Annotated in this window: 18 protein-coding genes; all 18 read left to right on the top strand. The window is 49.5% G+C overall.

Translation table 11 applies throughout. The features are described from left to right. Nucleotides 1–222 precede the first annotated feature (222 nt). The 18 genes from L6H98_RS18760 to L6H98_RS18845 all read left to right on the top strand — a co-directional run bounded on the left by L6H98_RS18760 (nt 223) and on the right by L6H98_RS18845 (nt 22,376). The gene (locus L6H98_RS18760; RefSeq protein WP_236417364.1) at nt 223–1,374 is read left to right on the top strand and encodes a glycoside hydrolase family 88 protein; all 1,152 of its coding nucleotides are present in this window, start codon (nt 223–225) and stop codon (nt 1,372–1,374) included. A gap of 81 nt (nt 1,375–1,455) precedes the next feature. Then, complete coding sequence (locus L6H98_RS18765; RefSeq protein ID WP_236417365.1) at nt 1,456–2,388, top strand: AraC family transcriptional regulator; 933 nt, start codon at nt 1,456–1,458, stop codon at nt 2,386–2,388. 174 nt (nt 2,389–2,562) lie between these two features. Continuing rightward, complete coding sequence (locus L6H98_RS18770; RefSeq protein WP_236417366.1) at nt 2,563–3,543, top strand: sugar ABC transporter permease; 981 nt, start codon at nt 2,563–2,565, stop codon at nt 3,541–3,543. Between the two features lie 26 nt (nt 3,544–3,569). Continuing rightward, the gene (locus tag L6H98_RS18775; protein ID WP_236417367.1) at nt 3,570–4,439 is read left to right on the top strand and encodes a carbohydrate ABC transporter permease; all 870 of its coding nucleotides are present in this window, start codon (nt 3,570–3,572) and stop codon (nt 4,437–4,439) included. 73 nt (nt 4,440–4,512) lie between these two features. After that, a complete protein-coding gene (locus L6H98_RS18780; protein ID WP_236417368.1) occupies nt 4,513–6,060 on the top strand; it encodes an extracellular solute-binding protein in 1,548 nt (515 codons plus the stop codon). A gap of 114 nt (nt 6,061–6,174) precedes the next feature. Next, complete coding sequence (locus L6H98_RS18785; RefSeq protein WP_236417369.1) at nt 6,175–7,608, top strand: glycosyl hydrolase family 28 protein; 1,434 nt, start codon at nt 6,175–6,177, stop codon at nt 7,606–7,608. Between the two features lie 49 nt (nt 7,609–7,657). Continuing rightward, a complete protein-coding gene (locus tag L6H98_RS18790; protein ID WP_236417370.1) occupies nt 7,658–9,319 on the top strand; it encodes an RICIN domain-containing protein in 1,662 nt (553 codons plus the stop codon). Between the two features lie 120 nt (nt 9,320–9,439). Next, complete coding sequence (locus tag L6H98_RS18795) at nt 9,440–12,142, top strand: putative Ig domain-containing protein (protein WP_236417372.1); 2,703 nt, start codon at nt 9,440–9,442, stop codon at nt 12,140–12,142. 212 nt (nt 12,143–12,354) lie between these two features. Continuing rightward, the gene (locus L6H98_RS18800; RefSeq protein WP_236417374.1) at nt 12,355–12,663 is read left to right on the top strand and encodes a hypothetical protein; all 309 of its coding nucleotides are present in this window, start codon (nt 12,355–12,357) and stop codon (nt 12,661–12,663) included. Between the two features lie 426 nt (nt 12,664–13,089). Beyond that, entirely contained in the window at nt 13,090–15,018 is a 1,929-nt protein-coding gene (locus L6H98_RS18805; protein ID WP_236417376.1) for a BglG family transcription antiterminator, read from the top strand. A 15-nt stretch (nt 15,019–15,033) separates the two neighbouring features. Further along, nucleotides 15,034–15,372: a PTS lactose/cellobiose transporter subunit IIA gene (locus tag L6H98_RS18810; RefSeq protein WP_236417377.1), complete on the top strand. Its 339-nt coding sequence runs from the start codon at nt 15,034–15,036 to the stop codon at nt 15,370–15,372. Nucleotide 15,373: 1 nt separating this feature from the next. After that, nucleotides 15,374–15,679, top strand: coding sequence for a PTS sugar transporter subunit IIB (locus L6H98_RS18815; RefSeq protein WP_236417378.1), 306 nt, complete (start codon nt 15,374–15,376; stop codon nt 15,677–15,679). A 4-nt stretch (nt 15,680–15,683) separates the two neighbouring features. Continuing rightward, nucleotides 15,684–16,976: a PTS transporter subunit EIIC gene (locus L6H98_RS18820; protein WP_236417379.1), complete on the top strand. Its 1,293-nt coding sequence runs from the start codon at nt 15,684–15,686 to the stop codon at nt 16,974–16,976. Nucleotides 16,977–17,108: 132 nt separating this feature from the next. Continuing rightward, nucleotides 17,109–18,584 (top strand): 6-phospho-beta-glucosidase, encoded by a 1,476-nt coding sequence (locus tag L6H98_RS18825; RefSeq protein ID WP_236417380.1) that lies wholly within the window; start codon nt 17,109–17,111, stop codon nt 18,582–18,584. Nucleotides 18,585–18,675: 91 nt separating this feature from the next. Next, nucleotides 18,676–19,350 (top strand): SOS response-associated peptidase, encoded by a 675-nt coding sequence (locus tag L6H98_RS18830; RefSeq protein WP_236417381.1) that lies wholly within the window; start codon nt 18,676–18,678, stop codon nt 19,348–19,350. Between the two features lie 472 nt (nt 19,351–19,822). Then, entirely contained in the window at nt 19,823–20,947 is a 1,125-nt protein-coding gene (locus tag L6H98_RS18835) for an NADH-dependent flavin oxidoreductase (RefSeq protein ID WP_236417382.1), read from the top strand. A gap of 157 nt (nt 20,948–21,104) precedes the next feature. Next, on the top strand, nt 21,105–21,872 hold the full coding sequence (locus tag L6H98_RS18840; RefSeq protein ID WP_236417383.1) for a DeoR/GlpR family DNA-binding transcription regulator: 768 nt from the start codon (nt 21,105–21,107) through the stop codon (nt 21,870–21,872). A gap of 45 nt (nt 21,873–21,917) precedes the next feature. After that, on the top strand, nt 21,918–22,376 hold the full coding sequence (locus L6H98_RS18845; protein WP_236417384.1) for an OsmC family protein: 459 nt from the start codon (nt 21,918–21,920) through the stop codon (nt 22,374–22,376). The last annotated feature ends 24 nt before the right edge of the window (nt 22,377–22,400 follow it).

The raw sequence follows: 22,400 nt of genomic DNA on the forward strand, positions 1-22,400 counted from the left end.
AAGAATCTGGAGAAGCGAAGCGGTCGCTTAAAAGCTTTCTGAAAGAAAGCTGCTTCGGAAGCATAGGCTGATCACCGGATTTTTCCCTTGAAAAAGGGGATCAAAGAAATCCGGGGATAACAGCGATCGAAAGATGGTTCTGACCGCGTAGTGTCTCTGTGTAAAAATCATTGGTTCAACCTATTTAGTTAAAGTTATCGTCTACAGAAAGAAGGAATGCAAATGTTGAATGTTGAAGACCAGTCATGGCTGGAGCGTTTAATCGCCAAGTTTGATCATAAATTGGCTTGGGTAAGCGAAAAATCAAGGGATAAAATCCCTTATACGACCATTGGCGGGACACATGACGATCGTTCTGTACATAACCCCTCAGGGACAGTCACCGATGGAATCAATTGGTGGACCAACGGTTTTTGGGGCGGCATGATGTGGCTGATGTACCATGCTACGGGACAGGAAAAATATAAAGATATTGCTTCGGTGTCAGAGGAAAAACTGGACAAATGCTTTGATGATTTTTATGGACTGCACCATGACGTTGGTTTTATGTGGCAGCTCACGAGCGTAGCCAACTATAAACTTACGAATAACTCGGACTCCCGCAAAAGGGCCCTGCATGCAGCAACCCTCTTGGCAGGGAGATTCAATCCCGTCGGAGGTTTCCTCCGAGCCTGGAACGATATCGAAGGGGAGGATACAAGGGGATGGGCAATCATTGACTGTATGCTCAACATCCCGCTGCTGTATTGGGCGGCAGAAGAAACGGGAGATCCTAGATTCAGACACATTGCGAATATGCATGCGGATACAGCCATAACGGCGTTTGTTCGATCTGACGGGTCTGTGAACCACATTGTAGAATTCGATCCCTTCAAAGGCGGGATCATCAGAACGCATGGCGGTCAAGGTTATCAAGCAGGCTCTTCGTGGACAAGAGGCCAGTCGTGGGCGCTGTATGGATTCATGATGAGTTATCATCATACGGGGAACATCGAATACCTGAATGCGGCCAAGCGGATCGCACATTACTTTATATCCAACATTCCTGAGAACGGGGTGATATCTGTGGATTTCAGGCAGCCGTCAGAACCACGGCTGGAGGACGATACAGCTGCGGCCATTGCGGCTTGCGGTCTGATTGAAATGGCCAAGACGGTTGAAATGCACGACAAGCACATTTATCTCAGAGCAGCATTAAAGCTGTTAAAGGCATTGGAGTCACGAAGCGATTGGACGAACCAATCGGATGCCATCATTCAAAACGGTTCTGCGGCATATCATGCGAATGTTCACCATCAACCCATGATTTACGGGGATTTCTTTTTTTTGGAGGCTGCGCTCAAGCTCAAAGGAAAAGATCTTTATCTTTGGTAAATGACGCAACGCAGCAGGTAAGGTCAACTCGAATATTTGAATGATGCCAGGCTTGAATGAACTTGGATAGGGGGCAGTGATATGAAACGCATGTTTGAGGCTGTCATTTTCGGAGGTTCCAAGCTGTTTTGGGACTACCGGCTTACGAATACGACTCATTACAAAGGCTACTATCATTGGCACCAGTGCTGCGAAGTATTATACGTTCATGATGGAACGGGGCACGTCGTGGTCAACGGTAAAACATACCCGATCCGCCGCGGGATGCTGTTCTTTTTCCGGCCGTATCAGCTGCACCATGTATATGCCAGCGTGAATTCGGATAACCCCTACGTCCGAACCATTTTTCACTTTGACATGCAGCTGGTTAACGATATGCTGCAGTCCTTGCCTAAACGCAAAGCGCTGTTTACCTCTTTATGCAACGGCAACTCCATCGTTCAAGCGTTTGACCTGTTATCTTTCGAGTCCGTTGTCGAACGTAATTTGGAAGACTATGATCATTCAAGGCAGGAAGGCAGGGGGGAAGATACGGAAGAGATCGCTATGATGATTCTGCGGCTTCTGGACATTCTCATTCGTGATCATCATTCGGGGATGAGCGGACCGATCCCGGCGGAGGACCGCAAATCAAACGGCTACGCGCAAAAGGTAATGAGTTGGATCGATGAACACTATCAGGAATCCTTTCGTTTGGATGACCTTTCCGAAGTCATGCATTTATCCAAATTTTATTTGTCCAAACTTTTTCATGAACAAACAGGCAGCACCCTTAAGGAATATGTTACGGCCAAACGGATGAGGCATGCATGCCGATTGCTGGAGACTTCGGCAAAGTCGGTCGAATGGATCGGATCAGAGGTAGGTTTCGCAAACCCGTCATACTTTGTCCAAGTGTTCAAGCAAGAAGTGGGTACAACCCCGCTTAAATACCGAACAAGGTTCTTGCAGTTCGATGACGTACAAGAAGATGGCAAACCGGCGGGAGCAGGTTTTTCATACAACGAAAAGTGAGAAGCACCACAATAAATAAACATTTTGTTGCATTCTTTCACCATTATTGAAAACGGATAACAGATAAAATGAAAATATACATCGTTAGATGAGGGTGAAGACACCGCACTAATCAAGGGGAAGACCATACCGATCGGGGATTCGTCTCCTAGAATCGCTGGAAGGAAGTGCAGCATGTTGAATAATCCGAACATGATCCGAGGAAATGAAAACGGTACCAACGTTGTGCTGAAAAGGCCGAACAAATGGAGGGAGACTTTAAAAGAATATAAAAAAAGCAAACACTTGTTTATTATGCTGTTTCCCGCATTGATCTGGTTTGCGATTTTCCACTATGGCCCTCTGTACGGGATTCAACTGGCTTTTAAAGATTTCAGTCCTGTAAAAGGAATCTGGGGAAGTGAATGGGTGGGATTGGACCATTTCCGGTTTTTGTTTTTTCAATCGCCAGACTTTGCGAGGATTTTTACAAATACGTTGTTGATCAGTCTTTACAACCTTATTTTCGGTTTTCCGGCTCCAATCATTTTGGCACTCCTGTTAAATGAGTTGCGTTCCAACCTGTTCAAGCGGTTCGCGCAGTCTATTTCCTATATTCCGCATTTTTTCTCTTGGGTCATTCTCTCGGGAATCATTATCGTCATGTTATCGCCGTCCGAGGGACCTGTGAATTTTATATTGCAGATGTTTGGCATGGAACCGATCTACTTCTTGGCAGACCCCAATTATTTCCGGCCGGCTCTGGTTGCAACGGGGATATGGAAAGAGATCGGCTGGGGGACGATTATTTATTTGGCAGCGCTCTCAGGAGTCGACCCTACTTTATATGAAGCAGCCGTCATTGATGGCGCAGGGAGGTGGAAAAGAATTTTTCACATTACGCTTCCGTCGATTCTGCCCGTTGTTTCCATCATGTTTATCTTATCGCTCGGCGGGATCCTTAATGCGGGGTTTGACCAAATTTTCAATTTATACAGTCCGGCTGTTTATGAGGTTGCCGACGTCATTGATACGTATGTCTACCGTGCCGGTATCGTACAAGGACAGTTTGGATTGACGACGGCGGTCGGATTATTCAAAAACGTCATAGGCATTGCACTGGTGCTCGGCACAAACTATGCGATGAAGAAAATGGGGCAGGAAGGCGTCCTCTAACAAGGGAGAAAGGAGGTTTTTCGAATATGAGACTTACGATGGGAGAACGTATTTTTCAATGCATCCTGATCACGATCATATCGCTGTTGTGCCTGATCACGATTTATCCTTTTTTGCATATTGCTTCCTTATCCCTTAGCAGTCCAAGCGAAGCGAGCCGGTTCGGTTTTCATTTTTACCCTCGGGAGATTGATTTCTTCGCGTGGAGCCAAGTGTTAAGCCAAAGCAAAATTTGGATCGGATTCGGCAACTCGGTGTTTAGGACAGTCGTGGGAACGACGTTGTCGCTGATTGCCATGTCCATGTGCGCGTATCCTTTATCACGCAAATATTTGCCCCACCGCAGTTTCTATACCATGTTTATTCTGTTTACGATGTTCTTCGGAGGGGGGATCATTCCTACCTACTTATTGATGAAGTGGCTGCATTTGCTTGACAGCCGGTGGATCTACATTCTGCCTGGACTTATCCCCGTCTTCTCCATGCTTGTACTTCGTAATTTCTTTATGTCCATCCCAACGGAATTGGAAGAATCGGCGAAAATTGACGGTGCCCATGATATCAGTATTTTGTACCGAATAATCCTTCCTCTATCGAAGCCGGTGCTCGCTACTTTGGCGCTCTGGTCCGCTGTAGGACACTGGAATGCCTGGTTCGATGCCGTGCTCTACGTATCGGATCCGGAGAAACAAGTTTTGCAATTCTTTTTAAGAGAGATTGTTATAACCAATACGGACGCTGAAACTTTCGGACGGTCGGCGGTGGGGAACTTCCAATATACGTCCTCTATCAAAGCGGCTACCATCATGTTTGCTGCTCTTCCGATTTTGATCGTTTATCCGTTTCTGCAAAAGTATTTTGTGAAGGGAACGATGATTGGTTCATTAAAAGGATGACGGTGAGGGCCCGGGCAGGTGTCCGCCGCTCTTGTTTGTACAGCAAGTGGATGATATAGAGGAGGGTCTGAATATGAAAGTATGGATGAGATTCGGCATGGCGGCAGTATTGTCCGTTTCCTTGGCAGGGGCAGGCTGCAGCTCAAGCCGCGACGAAAGCAAGGATGCAGAAAATCAGGGGAAAGATGACCCCATTGTCATCATGACCAATGCTTCGACTTGGGATATACCTACGGAAGATGGGAACCCAACGCAAAAGTATCTGGAGGAGCGGTTTAACGTCAAATTCGTCAATATGAGAGGCAATGATGAGAACTTCAAAATCAAGGTCGCATCGGGCGAAATCCCGGATATATTCCCGCATAACATCAGTGAAGCGGATATGACGAATTGGGCCAGACAAGGTGTCATTGCAAGCATTTCTGTGGATGAAATCAAACAATATATGCCTACCTATGTCAAGGAAGTGGAAGAAATTGACCCGAATGCCTGGGATGTTGGAATGATCGATGGAAAAAATTACGGCGTTCCGCGCATCTGGCTAAACGGATCATACGGCTTTATCCCTACCTATAACGGCAAGTGGTTGAAAGCGATCGGTTATAATGAACCGCCAAAAACATTGGAAGAATTGGAAGATGTATTTACCAAATTTCGCAATAACGACCCGGATGGCAACGGCAAAATGGATACTTACGGTATGAGCGGACGCGGAAAGGACGTAAGGGCACAAATGTTCAACTCCATATACGCGGCATATGGTGTAAACCCGTACCAGTTTGTGTTGACGGATGAGGGGAAAGTGACTTGGGGCGGCATTACGGATGAGGCCAAGGAAGCTACAAAACTGCTGAGAAAATGGTATGCAGCAGGGCTCATCGATCCGGAGTTTATGACGGATAACGGGGAGCTGATCGGTCAAAAGTGGGGCAGTCATAAAATCGGATACATGGACAACATGATGTACCATCATCTCTTTGGCGCCCAAGAAAGCGATAAAACGAATGGAACTTTTCCGGTCTATGGCAAAGGTCTCATCGGTCCGGCCGGCGAATCGCTCGTGATGTCCAATGGTGCTTTGCAGGTCCCATTAATTTTCGGCAAACAAGTCGAGGAGGACGACGAAAAGCGTATTCGAATCCTTCAAATGCTTGAAGAATTGACCTCGGTCGATGAAGTGTATCTACGTACCGTCTTTGGTGAAGAAGGGGTATCTTATGACTTGGTCGATGGTGCCGTTGTTATGAAGGAACCGTATGCAAGTTCTGCCGATGACGCGCGTCTGATGGGGTACGGCGGTTATTACAATCCATTGGTGGAACGCGATGTAAGTATGTGGAAGTATCACTTCTCGAAAGAAAAAATGGAGTTCAGGGAAAAGGTTAACGAGGGAATGAAGACAATCTCGGATGTTCTCGGACCAACCTCCCTGGAGAGTAAGGGCATGTATTGGGCGACGCTGATCACTTTACAGGATGAGTTCTATACAAAGGCCATTATCGAAAATAATGATCTCGATGCCGCATTCCAGAACTTCAAAGATCAGTGGCTCAAGAGCGGTGGCCAACAAGTATTAGATGAAGCGATGAAAGTGTATGAAGCCCGTCAACAACACAAATAAACGACGAATAATACACCGTAGTCAGGGAACCGCATTTACCTTTTCTGAAGGCAGTTCAAATCTGGTGGAACCCTGTCTTTCGGTGTATTCGATTCTATGGGAGGAGAGGTTCGATTGTCGGCACATACCGTAAAAACATACCCTGCACCCGAGGGTGCAGTGGGCAATTCGGATTATTCCGTAAGGCTGCGGACGGCAGATGGCGAATGGCAGTCCTTATTCAGCTATAACGTTAAGGTGGATATGCATGATGTTCGTAATGCATCCATGGTTATGTTCGATTGTTCGGGCGAAGTTGAAATGGAGGTGCATTACCATGTTGGACGGGTCCGGAATGTCGTTGTTCGTCCGCTTTCCTACGGCATAAAGTGCGATATCAAAGAGCAAGTGGTTACGTTTAAAATCGATCAGCCAAGGTTGTTGTCTTTAGAAGTGAACGGGGGGAAATTTAATAATCTCCATATATTTGCAAATCCGTTAAGCGATGACCCGGTCCCTGTAGAATCGGAAGGCGAAGAGACTATGGTGTTAAAGCCCGGGATGCATCAGGTTAGAGAGCTTAACAAAGCCTTGAAAAATATGTCCAGCCCCCGCATTATATTTGGCCCCGGAATACATCGTCTGGACGAATCCCGTCTGGAAATCCCTTCGCATACGACGGTTTGCGTTGCAGGCGGGGCAGTCATTTACGGCGGATTGATCTGCAATCATGTACAGGATGTAACTATTAAAGGCCGAGGGATATTATATATGTCCGACTTTGAAAAAACGACTTATTACAGAGGCGTCGAAGTTAAATACTCAAGCCGCATCCATATTGAAGGAATTACGGTGATTGATCCGCCTCACTATACGGTTCTCCTTGGTCAGTCGGACAACATCCGAATCCGAAACCTGAAGACCTTCAGTACGCGCGGCTGGTGTGACGGTATAGATATGATGGCATGCCAAAATGTCCTCATCGAAGGCGGGTTTTTACGTACATCGGATGATTGCATTGCGGTATATGCCTCCCGGGGAGAATTTCAGGGAAATACCCAGGATGTCACCGTGAAGGGTTCAACCTTATGGGCTGACGTTGCTCATCCGATCAATATCGGCACACACGGCAATTATGACAGTGAAGGCGATCATATAGAGAACCTTCATTTTGCGGATATCGATATTTTGGAGCATCATGAGCCGCAGCCGGACTATTGGGGATGCCTGGCCATCAATGCAGGCGACAACAACACGGTTCGGAACGTAACCTATGAAGATATCCGGATTGAGGATTTTGAACTGGGCGAATTGTTTAATCTTCGCGTGTTGAAAAACGAAAAATATAATCCGGCTCCGGGCAAACAAATTGAGAACATTCACTTTAAAGATATTCATTACAGCGGGACCTGCAACAATCCCTCGCATATCGAAGGCTACGATGAGAGCAGAACGGTAAGCCATATTACGTTCGAAAACGTGACGGTAAATGGCGAAAAATTTGCATTGAATCATGACTATGTCGTGCTCGGAAATCATGTGCATGGCGTGAAGCTAATCAACCATTAATTTTGGGAGAGAGGATTGAGGGGTTGTCATTAATCTAAGGAGATGATGCATGATGAGAAAATTTTGGTTCATGGTCTTGATTTTCAGCTTTATAGGAAGCATGTTTTGTTTCGGAATGAAAGATAACATCGCTGCTGCCGAACCGGATTTTGTGCATCCCGGACTTTTGCATACTGAGGAAGATTTGGTTCGTATCAAGCAAATGGTGGCGACCGGGGAACAACCCTACTTGGACGGATGGAACCAGTTAGTGAACAGCCCGCTTTCTGCGGCAGGTTGGACTCCCCGGGCCACGGCCACGATCATTCGAGGCGGCACGGGCGATAATGTGAGTTTGCTCTACAATGATGCAGCCCGTGCCTACCAGAATGCACTGCGCTGGAAAATCACCGGAGACACGGCACACGGAGATACGGCACGGGACATTTTGAATGCATGGTCATCCACGCTTACAACGGTTACGGGCAATGCCGATCGCTATTTAGCCGCGGGTTTACAAGGATATCAACTGGCTAATGCGGCTGAGCTTATGCGAGATTACCCTGGATTTGATGTACAAGGAATGCAGGCTATGCTGCTTAACGTGTTCTATAAACCTCTTAACGAGCGTTTCCTGATCGGTAATGAATTTGGCCGGGACCACAACGACGCCTACATTCAAAACTACTGGGCAAACTGGGATTTGAGCAATATGGCAGCAACCATTGCCATCGGAGTGTTCTGTGATCGCCAAGATATCTATGAGATCGGGATAGAATATTTCAAGCATGGAGCTGGAAATGGCTCGATTTACAATGCGATCCCGTTTCTGCATCCGGATGGGCTCGCCCAATGGCAGGAGTCCGGACGTGATCAGGCACATACCCAGCTCGGCATCGGCTTAATGGCCACGATCAATGAAATGGCATGGAATCAGGGCGATGACTTATATGGCTGGGCGGATAACCGCTTTATGAAAGCTGCCGAATATGTGGCAAAGTACAATAATGGAGATGATGATGTTCCCTTTGCATCCTATGAATGGGGTTCCGGAACCAATGGTGCCGTTCAAACCCACACGGTCATATCCGGTGCCGGACGCAATGAATTTCGCCCGATCTGGGAAATGATCTACAATCATTATGCGAATCGAAAAGGCATGAACGTTCCAAACATTGCTGCCCGCGCTGCTTTGATGAGAACGGAAGGTGGCCCAAACCCGCAGTATCCTTCGACATTCGATCACCTTGGATTCGGAACATTGCTATACACGCGTCCGGCAGGCAGCGGAGGATCGGCAGCGCTCCCCTCAGAAAATATTACCGATGGCACTTACCGATTCACAGTACGACTTGATGGCAAATCGATGGAAGCGAGTGGCAATCTTGTGCGGAAGTCGACATATACGGGGGGGACGCATCAGCAATGGGCCGTAACCCACATCGGCGGAGGCCAGTACAGCATCAAAAATGGTGAGAGCGGTCTTTATTTAGGGGTAGCAAATGACTCCCTTGCTCGTGGCGCCCAATTTGAGTTATCCGCGAGTACGGGAGGAAATAGTCAGAAATTTGCGTTCATCCCCGTCGGTGACGGTTATTACCGGATTACGCCTATACACACGAACCTATCGGTCGACGTTCTGAACGCATCCTCTGAAGAATCAGTACCACTCATCCAGTGGCGATACTTGCTTGGAAAGCATCAGCAATGGAAGCTTGAATCTGTACATTGATTCATCCGATATATAGCAAGGGGATTTCTGCAAGTAGAGATCTCCTTTTTCGTTTAGCAATCACAGCAATGACTTTATAGTTTCAGGCATATTTTGGACGTTACTATGAGGAGGTTGGGGATGAAAAAGCAAAGAAATCGAATATGGAGAGCGCCAACGACGGCCATTGGCATGTTTCTGCTTTTGATTATGATTGCATCCTATCTGCCCATGGGGGGTGACACCGCTTTTGCGAATGAAATACCGGCCGGGACAGAGAAGGTAATCATTACAGAGGTCGTTTCCGATGAGGGATTTACGCATCCCGGCATAGGATTAACGAAGGGAATACTGGAAAATATGCGTGAGCAGGTCGTTGCCAAAAAGGATCCGTGGTATACCTACTACGTTTGGATGTCCCAATCCGGATATGCTTCCAAGGCATTTGCATCCAATATTTACGCAGGTTCCAATCCGGATGGCACGGATCGCCCTAAAACACGTGCTGTGAACAGTAAAGGAGCATTCGTCGCAGACGGTTTGAGAGCGTACACCCAAGCCATTATGTATTATATTACCGGGGACGAAGCCTATCGGGCCAATGCGATGCGAATCATACGTTTATGGGAGCAGATGGATCCCGATCAATATACCTATTTTACGGATTCCCATATTCATATGGGCATACCTCTCCACCGGATGGCTGCTGCAGCAGAGCTTTTGCGCTGCTCGGGTGCAGAGAATGAAGACCCGAAATGGGCGTGGACGGAAGAGGATACGGCCCGGTTCACTACGAATCTGATTATTCCAATGACGGAAACCTTTTTGCACTTTAATGACAAGTTCATGAATCAGCATCTTTACCCATTATTAGGTGCCATGTCCGGTTATATATTCACGGATAACTTCGACAGATATGAGGAGGGCGTGGAATGGTTTACCGTGAACAGAACCGCAATAGACCAGGGACAAAACGGTTCAATCAAGCAGCTGTTCCGATGGGTGACTGAGGATATTACGACAGGGGAAGCGGTAACCCCTCCAAGAGTCCAACACGTGGAAATGGGACGGGATCAGGCGCATGGCGCCGGCGATCTTACCAACGTGGAGATTCTGGGACGATTGTTGGAGGCTCAGCGAACAAAAGTTGATCCCGTTGAAGGGACGCTGTCGACGGCGCAAGACGCAGTCAGTGTTTACGAGTTTTTGGACCATCGTATATTGAAAGCGGCCGATTATTTCGCGCAATTCATGATAGGCTATGATCCGCCTTGGACACCGGTCGCAGCCCATACGGATATCGAAGGGAATCCGACGATTATTTATAAAAATATATCGGGGGCATACCGAGGCCGCATTGGCGGCAACGTTTATGGTCAGTATTACTATTATAAGTATCAGCTGGGATTGGACATGGAGCAGGCTGCGCCCTACTATACCGACATGTTTAACAAACGTCATCCGTTCTGGTGGGAGTCGCCGGATGGAGGAGCCGATTATTGGATGTTTATTCCTAAAGAGGCCGAAGGCGAAGGAACCGCGACTCTTCCGAAGGTATCTCCTGATCCGAGCTTGAATGAAATCGAGCTGCGAACGACTTCGCTGGATCATTATTCAGAGCTTGGTCAAGAAGGCGACACTTCCTATCTAAGGATCACCGCAACAGAACATGGCAGCAGAGCTGCGGTCGTTGCTTCCGGCACGGGAGAAAAAACAGTCGGGATCAAAGTGCGGACCGACGGTACAGCGAAATTGGAGATCAATGGATGGACGGAAAATGCAGTGGTGCTGCCTGATACAAAAGGCCAGTGGAAATACGTGACGTTTACGATGGATGCATTTCAGGGTCTGGGTGACCTGATCTATATCAAAGTTACGGGTTCCGGAACCCAAGTAGATATTGACCATTTTCATTTGAAAGCAGCGGAACGACTAACACCGCCCGTTTTCGATACAGGGAACCCTGCATTGAATCTATATGCGTATACCGGATCCGAAGCTTCATTGCACTATGACTTTTCGGCCACTGATTCAGGGCCGGGTGAAGTGTTGTCTTATCAGCTTGATCCCAAGCCGGAAGGCGCGGTATTTGATGAGAGTACCGGGGCTTTTAGCTGGCAGCCTGATCAGGCCGGAACCTATTCCTTTGTTGTGAGCGCGACGGACGGAACTACGGTTACCGCTAAATCTGTAATCGTTACAGTAACTTGCGACCGTCGATCTGCGATAGAAGCCGTCATTGCGCCATATGATCAGGAAAAGTCCTACATTTCATCGTCTTTGAGAGCGTATAGGACAGTGTATGAAGATGTAATGAATGCCTTAGATACTGCCTCGGATGAACAATTCTATCAAAAACTAGTGGAGCTGAACGCGGCTGTTGAAAGTCTGGAAGAACTAACCCCTCTCATGCAGGATGGCAGCATCAATTACGTCGATATGGTTGTTGCCTCTACCTTCGGAAACCAAATCATCAATCTGGTGGATGGTGCCTCCGACAGCTTTGCGGGATATTATTTGGCGGATCACCTGAGTTACACGATGGATTTCGGAAGTGAGTTCAACATATCGCTGGATAAAATAGCTATGCAAGTCAGAGCGAGTTTTCCCGAAAGAATCGGCGGTGTGGCCGTGTTCGGCTCTAATGATATGACAGCTTGGACCCGGTTAACGCCGGAACTTACCGTAGTCACAGAGGATATGCAAGAACTGGAAGTCGGCGAAGAGCATAAAAACGCATCGTTCCGCTTCTTGAAATTACACATGATCGATCCGTCAAGCACGATGTTTGAAATGGCCGAGCTCAGGCTGTTCGGAGAGCGGAAAGAGACGAATAACAACTGATTTCTGTCTCCATTCGTTCTGCCGATAGCGAGAAGGGACGGGTGGAGGAGGTCATCTAAGGGCGTGAAGTCGCTCTTTCTCGGATGATCAGTGCAGTTATTTTTGTCATAAAGATGGCTAAGCTTTAAAATGATAAATGGTTTTTGTGATGTAATAAGGTATAAAATGTAATGTATCCTGTATCTTACAAATGGATCAAAAGGAGCTGTGAGATGGGCAAGATCAGGGAGTTCAATGGTTTTCAATATCGAATAGACCAAGAATACTTGCATGTATTTTTTGAACCCACAGTTCATAAAAAAGGGTATATTAGTTCTTTCAGGTTGCTGCCTCGTCCTTTTACCAGTTTTGAAGAGTTTATAATAAATGGCAAAACATACGAATGTAATGACATTCAAACATTTGAGTGTTTTGATCCAGAGAATTCAGAGCATTTAGAACGTACAGGCATAGGCTTAAGCTGGCCCAATAGTGGATTGAAAAAATTTTATGAACTGGTAAATGTCATTGAAAATAGGTAAAAGAAAAGGCATTCTGCGATCGCAGAATGCCTTTTGGTAGTTAAAATACAGTGAAGGTGATGTCACAGTCGGGCATTACCCATGATATTGTTCCGTTAGTATTGGTAATAGAAATTTCGACTGAGGATGACTGATCTTGGGAAGGAGGAAAATCTTGGGCTGAAACCGGGACAACTAAGGATACTGAAATCAGACATGATAAAAATAGAGACGACATTTGTGAAGTGGTTCTGCATACCTCATTCCTTGCGCGTCCTTTCTTGTTCTTTTTTTCACATTACATTCAGGAAAGGGGGTATGCTGTACTTTTTGCCGTTTCACATGGCAAATTACACACTTTTCTACGGGGAGCGCTTTCACCTATTATTACGTTAGAACCAGCTGGGGTGGCTTGACCGATACTAGTATCAAAATGAGGGATTTCAAATGAGGCAACACAAACTGATGATGCTGCTCCATGACAGCACGACGCCTGTGCACATGAACGAATTGATCGCGGCGCTCGGCGTGTCCGAACGGACCGTCCGCCAGTCGATTCGCCAGCTTGGCCAGGCAGGCGAGCGGCACGGCTACTGCATTCGCATGATTCGCAATCAGGGTTACGCGCTCGAGGTGACCGACCCTGAACGATTCCGATCATACATGGCAAACGAAACCGCAGAGGAACACCGCATCGATCTGAACGACAGGTCGGCGAGACAGCAGCAAGTGTTATTCTGCCTGCTGCAGAGCCAGGATTACGTCCCGATGGATCGGCTTGCCGACGAAATGGGCATCAGTCGATCAACGCTGCTCGCGGATTTGAAGGAAGTGGAGGAACGCTTGGCCGTCTTCCGATTAAACCTGACCCGCCGAGCGCACTACGGCATTCGGGTGGAGGGAAACGAAGAGAATTTCCGCAAAGCGTTTTCTCACTACGTACTGCAATCCGACCAGCCTGTCGAGCAGAGCAGGGAGTTTTACGACTTTAGTTGCAAGCTGGACAAGGATCGACTGAAAAACCATTTGCTGCACGTGCTGAAAACGAAAGAACTGAAAATATCCGATGTGTTTCTGAACAATCTGGTGACACATCTGCTGATTCTGTTATATCGCATATCCAAGCATAATCACATCGTGCCGGGACAGACGTCGCTTCCACAGCCGGAGGCTCTGTACCGTGACATTGCGGAGGAGCTTGCGGCGTGGATCGACGAGCATTTGAACATGAAGCTGCCCGAGGACGAAATCAACTATTTGGCGCTGCATATTTCGGGCAAAACGATCGTGGAGCATGTGTCCGAACAGTCGAAGCTGCAGCTGCGCAGAGGTATCCTCGAAATATTATCGCAGCTGGATCAGGAGTTTCTCACTGGTTTCAGCCGGGATGACGATCTGCAAAATGCGCTGCTGCTGCACATGTTCCCATTGCTGAACCGTCTCTATTACAATCTGCAGCTCAGCAATCCGCTGGTCGAGGACGTGTACAGCCAGTATGCCAACGTATTTCTCATTTCGTTCCGATTTGCCGAGTTCATCGAGGCCAGGTACGGCTTTAAAATGTCGCGTGACGAAGCCGGTTATGTCGCCCTTCACTTCGCTACGCATTTGGAACGGATGAAGCAGTCGCGTTTGGAGCAGCTGAAACGAATCGTCGTCATATGCTCGTCCGGCGCGGGCAGCGCGCATTTGATCCGGCTCAGGCTGGAGGCACTGTTTCCAAAAGCGTCGGTGGTCACGGCCTCCGTCAACGAAATTGCGGATATCATGAAGCAGCCGGTGGATCTGATTTTAACGACGGTCCCGCTTGAACAGGAATTTCGGGATATGGCGGACAAACCGGTCATCCACATTAAAAATTGGCTGGACGATCAAGAAATTCAGCGCATTCGCGAAACGGTTTCCCTGCAGATGGCCACGGTGCAGACCTCGTATAAGCTGCTGGATTTCAAGGAGCTGTTCCGCAAGGAGCTGTTCCATGTAACGGAAGGCGGCGATTATATGCAATTGCTGCAAAACCGCTGCGAGGAGATCGTATCCAAAGGATATGCAGCGGACGATTTCCCCGAACAAGTGCTGACGCGGGAGAGCAAATTTACGACCATTTACAAAAACGGCGTCGCCGGTCCCCATCCGATGCGTATGGGTGCGATCAAGGATTGCATCAACGTCACCGTGCTCAAACGGCCGATCCTGTATGAGGGCAAGCCGGTTCAGCTTATTTTCCTGATCAACTTGCGGCCAGGGCAGCTCTTTTTGCACAAGGAAATCAGCAAACTGCTACTAATCTTCATGGAAAAAGAAGAAAGCCGCAGCCGCATTTTGCAGGCGGGCACGTACGAACAATTTATCAAAGAAATAGAGAGTCTTATATAGGAGTGGAGAGAACCCATGGATTACGAACAAACCGTCATGCAAATCATCGCCAATAGCGGCGAGGCAAGAAGCTACAGCCTGAAAGCGATTCGCGTTGCGAGAGAAGGCAAGCTGGAAGAAGCCGAGGCGCTCATTAAAGAGGCGAAAGGCAGCCTGACCAAAGCCCACAAAGTGCAGACAGGCTTGATTCAAGCCGAAGGACGCGGGGAACGCACCGAAATTACGCTGCTGATGATTCACGCCCAGGACCATTTGATGAATGCGCTGACGGTCCGCGAAGTGGCCGCCGAATTAATCGAAGAGATCAAAGCCCGCAAGGAGCTCGAACAATTGGTGAAAGGATTGGTGAAATAAAATGAAAAAGATTTTGCTTGCATGTGCCGGAGGATTCTCGACAAGTATGCTGGTGGAACGTATGAAGGAATCCGCGCGCGGACGCGGAATCGAAGTGGTCATCGATGCGGTGGCGGAGAGCGATATCGCCAGCCAGACGCCGTTTGACATCATTATGCTCGGACCACAGATGGGACACGCCGAAGATGAGTTGGCGGCAGCATATCCGGGTATTCCCGTAACGACGATCGACATGATGGATTACGGCATGATGAACGGCGACAAAGTGCTGGATACGGCCATCGACATGATGAACAAGGAGGCTTAAATGCATGGCTGGCGGTGCAGAATGGAGAACGCGAATACAGAAAGTGAGCACCAAGATTCAAAAGAATACCTATATTAGCGCCATTTCCAATGGCCTGATGGCCTTGATGCCGATTCTCATTCTGGGAGCGATCTTCTCCTTGATCAATGCGCTTCGCATCGAGCCTTACCAGAACTTTCTCGTCGAAACAGGACTGAAGGATTACACTTCGGTTCCGGCTTCGGTCACGACCGACCTGATTGCGCTGTATGCGGTGTTTTCCATTGCGTACAACTTTGCGACACAGCATAAACAGCAAGGGTTTTCCGCGGGGATTTTAGCCCTGATGAGCTTTCTGCTCGTCACGCCGAAAGGCCTGCTGGAAGATGGGGTAACCAAAGCGTTCGGATACTCGTGGTTGGGTGCCAAAGGTTTGTTTGTAGCCATCATCATTGCGTTGATCGTGGGTAAAATTTATACCTTTGTATTGGAGAAAAAGCTTTACATCAAGATGCCGAAAGGCGTGCCGCCAACGGTTGAGAAGTCGTTCGCCGCGCTGACGCCCGGTTTCCTGATTGCCATTTTGATGCTTGTTTTGACAGCGATCTTTGCGGCCACGAAATACGGCAACATGCATGAATTCGTTTTTTCGATCATTCAGGTTCCACTCACGAATCTCGGCGGTTCCTGGTGGGCGATGCTGGTCTGCGTGTTTGTCATTCACCTGTTATGGTTCTTCGGCGTTCACGGCACACTCGTTGTCTATTCGGTTGTGGGACCGATCTGGGTGGCCCTCGGTTTGGAAAACCTGGAAGCATACCAAAACGGCTTGGACGGGGTCAACATCGTAGGTTCGCCATTCTTCCCGGTTTACGTTCTCGTGGGCGGGGCGGGAGCGACGCTCGGTTTGATCATCGCGATGCTGTTTGCCAAGTCGGCACGTTATAAAACGCTCGGGCGTTTGGCGATCGTACCGAGTTTTATCGGTGTCAACGAGCCGGTGATCTTCGGCTTGCCGCTGGTCCTGAACGTGCGGCTGATGATTCCGTTCATCCTGACCCCGCTGATCACGAGCGGATTGGCCATTCTACTGACGGCCATCGGTGTGCTGCCGGTACTGAACGGGGTGCAGGTGCCGCTGGGCATACCGATCCTGTTCAATGGCTGGATGACGGGCGGCTGGCGGGTCAGCGTGTTCCAAGTGGTGCTGATCGCAATCAGCTTTGCGATGTACTACCCGTTCTTCAAAAAGGCCGATGCCGAGGCATTGCAGCAAGAGCAAGCCGCAGCCGAGGCAGCGGAAGCATCCAAAGCCTAATCGATGGAACGGTTGGTACATGCCTCAAGGCCGTAGGTCAACGTTTTACGAATACGAAACGAAAGGAGCCGGAATGCCGGAGCCCTGGGGGCTCGTGGGTTTCGGCTTCTTTAGCAGAGAGGGGAACATCAGATGAAAACCGTTTTTCCAGAGCATTTTTTGTGGGGAGGGGCCGCTGCGGCGAACCAGGTGGAAGGAGCCTATCGTGAAGGAGGCAAGGGGTTGTCGACGGCAGATGTCGTGAAATACTGCCCGCCCGAAGAGCGGGGCACGCTGGACGAGCTGTTATCCATGACCCGCGGACAATTGGAGGCGGCGATCCAGGATGAGCAGGGCAATTATCCGAAGCGCCGGGGGATCGATTTTTACCATCGTTACAAGGAGGATATCGCCCTGTTCGCCGAGATGGGCTTCAAGGTGTTCCGGTTGTCCATTTCCTGGCCGCGCATTTTTCCGCAGGGCGACGAGCTTGAGCCGAACGAGGCAGGCTTGCGTTTCTATGACGACGTGTTCGACGAGCTCTTGAAGCATGGCATCGAACCGCTGGTTACCATTTCGCATTATGAAATGCCCGTGCATCTGGTGCAGAAGTATAACGGCTGGGAGTCGCGCGAACTGATCGAATTTTTCGTCCGTTATGCCGAAACGCTGTTCGAACGTTACAAAAACAAAGTGCGGTACTGGCTTACCTTTAACGAGATCAACTGTACGCTGAAAGCGCCGTTCCTCGGAGCGGGCATCATTACGGAAGGGCGGGAGCATCCGCGGCAGATCGCTTTTCAGGGGCTGCACCATCAGTTCGTGGCGAGTGCGCTTGCGGTGAAGCGCGGCAAGGAGATCCAGCCGCAAGCCCAGATCGGCTGCATGCTGGCGAGAAAACTGCTGTACCCGTATACCTGTCACCCGGAAGACGTGTTGAAGGCGCAAACCGAGAATCAAATGGCGCAGTTTTGCACGGACGTGCAGGTACGCGGTTCATATCCTTCTTTTATTCGCCGCGTCTGGGATGAGGAACGCATTCAGGTGCGGATGGAGCCGGGCGACGAGGACGTGCTTCGCAATCATACCGTTGATTTCCTTTCGTTCAGCTACTATATGTCGATGACAACCAGCGCAGATCCGGCGGTGACGGGAACGGCGCAAGGCAATCTCTCATCAGGATTGAAAAATCCGTACTTGCCGATATCCGATTGGGGATGGCAAATCGATCCGATCGGGCTGCGCGTGGTGCTGAGGGAGATGTACGACCGGTACCAGGTGCCGCTGTTCGTGGTGGAAAACGGACTCGGTGCGCTCGACCATGTGGAAGCGGACGGCAGCATCAACGACGATTACCGTATCCATTATCTTGCAGAACATATCCGGCAAATGGGGGAGGCCATTCGCGACGGCGTGGAACTGATGGGTTATACAAGCTGGGGCTGCATCGATCTGGTGTCGGCATCGACCTCCGAAATGAGCAAACGTTACGGGTTCATTCACGTCGATCAGGACAACGAGGGGAACGGCACGCTCAAGCGTACGCGGAAAAAGAGCTTTTACTGGTATAGGGACGTCATTGCGTCCAATGGCGGGCAGCTTGATCCCGGTTCCATCACGGAAGGTTGACTTAAGAACGGATTTGCAGCATTTCATGCATAATTTCCCTTAAATTACAAACAATACATGAAACACCAAGCAGGGAAAGGATGCGATTTTCATGTGCAACCGCTTTTCGTTAGCCGCCGATCTGGATGAGGTCAGGGATCACTTCAAAATCGAGCGGGTAATGTATTATTACAAAAACCGGTACAACATCAGCCCGACTCAACATACGCCGATTATTTTGCATCAGGATGGTGAACGCGTACTGGATGAATTCCGGTGGGGTTTCATTCCGTTCTGGGGACGCGATGCCGTAAACGCCAATCTGATGACGGTGCACGAGAACCCTTCCTACGAGAAAATGGTCGAAACCAAACGCTGCGTCATACCGTGCAACGGTCTGTACTACTGGCGGAAGGAAGGCCGAAAGAGCTATGCCGTCCGTGTCGTCATGCCCGATCGTGGACTGTTCGGCATCGCAGGTCTGTACGAAGTGTGGAAAGATACCCGTAAACAGCCGCTTCGCACGTGCACCATGATCATGACGGGCGCCAACCTGATTACGCGCGAATTCGGCAATAAAATGCCGGCCATCCTGTCCGATGAGGAAATCGACGCTTGGCTGGATCCGGCCAATACACGCGTAACGCAGCTGCTGCCGCTGCTCAAATCCTACAATCGCACAGAGATGAAGATGTATCCGGTGACGCCGATGGTAGCCAATGATGATCATGACAGCTACGAGTGCGTGGAGGAGATGGAACTGAAGCTGGCTTATGTACGCCATTGACGGGTGCGAGTTAAAGAGCACATAGCGCGCGTATGCCGCACCTTCGTTCTCGCTGTCGGTCAGCGATGGCCAGTTACATCACTATAACATCACTTATAAGGCGGAGTGCCTGGTGCCTCCGTCCTTTTGGCATGATTTCAAACGAGAACTTGAATTGTGTTTGAATAGTAACTATAATAATTACAGTATTTGAAATGCATATTCGTATATCTATAAAAAAAGATATATATAAACCGCAAAAAACATACACACGTAAACGGAGAGGCAGAACCAATCTGGAGAAGCGAAGCGTTCGCCTAAAAGCTTTCTGAAAGAAAGCTGCATCGGAAGCATAGGCTTATCACCGGATTTTCTCCTTAAAGAAGGGGAATCAAAAAATCATGGCGATAACGGCGATCGAAAGATGGTACTGCACTCGCAGTGGCTTTGTGTGATTGATTAGTGCGGTTTATATAAGAGGAGGAAACCATTCATGAATCCCAAATACGCTCCCTTATTCGAATCTGTGGCGCTGCCGAACGGCATTACGCTGAAAAACCGCATCGTGTTAGCTCCGATGACGCATATGTCCTCCAATCCGGACGGCACCGTATCGGATGCGGAACTGGAATACTACGCACGCCGCACAGGAGGCGCAGGCATGTCCGTTACGGCGGTTACATACGTTACGCCGAACGGCATTGGTTTTCCGGCACAGTTTGCCGCGTATGACGATCGTTTCATTCCAAGCCTCACCCGCCTTGCCGAGACGATCAAACAGCAAGGTTCCAAAGCAGTGCTGCAAATTTTCCATGCCGGCCGCTTGACGCCCGAGCAGGCCGTTCCCGCGGGTCAGGTCGTGGCACCGAGCGCGGTAGCAAGCGAACGCCCGGGATCTCCGCTGCCAAGAGAATTGAGCGATGAAGAGATTAACGGCATCATCAAGGACTTCGGTGAAGCGACTCGCCGTGCCATCGCAGCCGGTTTTGACGGCGTTGAAATTCATGGCGCGAACGGATATCTTATCCAGCAATTTGTTTCCCCGCATTCCAATCGCCGCGAAGACCGGTGGGGCGGAAGCATCGAGAAACGTCTGACCTTCCCTCTGGCCGTGATCGACGAAGTACAGAAGGCTGTGGCCGATCATGCCAAATCGCCATTCATCGTTGGCTATCGATTCTCGCCGGAAGAACCTGAAACGCCAGGGCTGACCATGACGGAAACCTATGCTCTGGTAGATGCACTCAAGGAGAAAAACCTGGATTACCTTCACGTTTCACTGAACGAATTCTGGTCCAAACCAAGACGCGGCGAAGCTGATACTCGTTCCCGCATCGAATTCATCCTGGATCGCGTTGGCGGCAAATTGCCGGTCATCGGGGTAGGTTCCATTCATACGGCGGACGAGGCGGCAGAAGCGCTGCAAACCGGCTTGCCGCTGCTTGCTCTCGGCCGCGAACTGATCATTGAGCCGGACTGGGTAGAAAAAATCGAAAGCGGTCGCGAAGAGGATATCGAGACGGTGCTGACCAAATCGGACCAGGAGCGGCTTGTCATCCCAGATGGCTTGTGGCAGGCGATCATCAATACACCAGGATGGTTCCCGGTAGCTAAATAAGCGCTCCCTTCGAGAGGTGTATGGAGGGAATTATTGTAACTGAAGGGGGCAATGTCCCCCTTTTTTTGTACTTCCTGAAATTTTCCGTAGGCAAGTGCTGTGGTATGATAGGGTGAACAGGCTTGGCCATGGAAATTATCGATGTGGAGTGAAGAACATGCTCGTTGCAGAACGTTATGAAAAAATTGTGGAATGGGTGGATGCGCAAGGCAGCATGCGCGTAACCGAGCTAAGCGAGCGCTGCGGCGTAACGGAAGAAACGATCCGCCGCGATCTGGACAAACTGGAGCAGGCCGGTCGGTTGCGGCGATCCCACGGCGGTGCGGTCAGCATCAAATACAAGGAAGATTCGCAGCAGGAAATTCCGTACCCGGAGCGGGCGGTTACACACGCGGACGAGAAGCGGAGAATCGCGAACGAAGCCGTGAAAATGGTACAACCAGGGGACCGCATTGCACTGGATGCCAGCACAACGGCATGGTATATGGCTGCGGGACTGCCCAACATTCAGCTTACGGTGCTGACCAACTCGATCAAGGTCGCTGCCGAGCTAAGCAGCAAGGAACAGATCCGAGTCATTTCGACCGGTGGGCAGTTGGCCTCCAAATCGCTGTCTTTCGTCGGGCCTCTGGCCGAACGCTCTTTGGATGCCTACCATGTGGACAAGCTGTTCCTTTCTTGCAAAGGCGTGCACTTAACCAAAGGGATCAGCGAATCGAACGAGCTGCAGGCGCTCGTCAAACAGAAGATGATCAGCATTGCGGACGAAGTGATTTTGCTTGCGGATTCCAGCAAATTCAATATCCAGGCATTTACGCGAGTGACAAAGCTCAGCAGCGTGGCCACCATCGTGACGGATCAAGGCATTGACAGCCAGATCGTCGAGAGCCTGGCCGAACAATCCATCGAATGCATACGCGTATAGTCGGGTAACACTCCGATGCAGCAAACACAGGAAGGAATGAATATAATGAAACATCCTTTTCACTTGAAAGCGGTATGGAACGGAGGCCGCAACAGCGAGGGGCACATCGACGCGGGCGGGCTGAAAAGCGTTATTTCGATTCCGCAGGAAATGGGCGGTCCGGGTACGGGCACCAACCCGGACGAAATGCTGCTTGGCGCCGCATCCACTTGTTATTTGATTACGCTGGCTGCCATGCTGGAGCGAGCAGGCATTACACCTGCAGAGCTGACGCTGGAATCGGAAGCGACGGTGGACGTGACCAACAACATTTTCACGTATGAACGGATCGTTCACAAACCTCATGTCGTACTGCAGGCCGATACAGCACAGGAGCAGCTTGAGAAGGCAGAACGGCTCGCGCACAAGGCCGAGGCATCCTGCATGATTTCCAGAGCGGTCGCAGGCAATGTAACGATCGAGACGCAGCCTGTCATCACTACGGCAGAAGCGGGAGCGGTGTGATATACTGAGAAGAAGACGACGGGA

The sequence above is a fragment of the Paenibacillus sp. JJ-223 genome, assembly GCF_927798175.1.
Classification (GTDB): domain Bacteria; phylum Bacillota; class Bacilli; order Paenibacillales; family Paenibacillaceae; genus Paenibacillus; species Paenibacillus hubeiensis.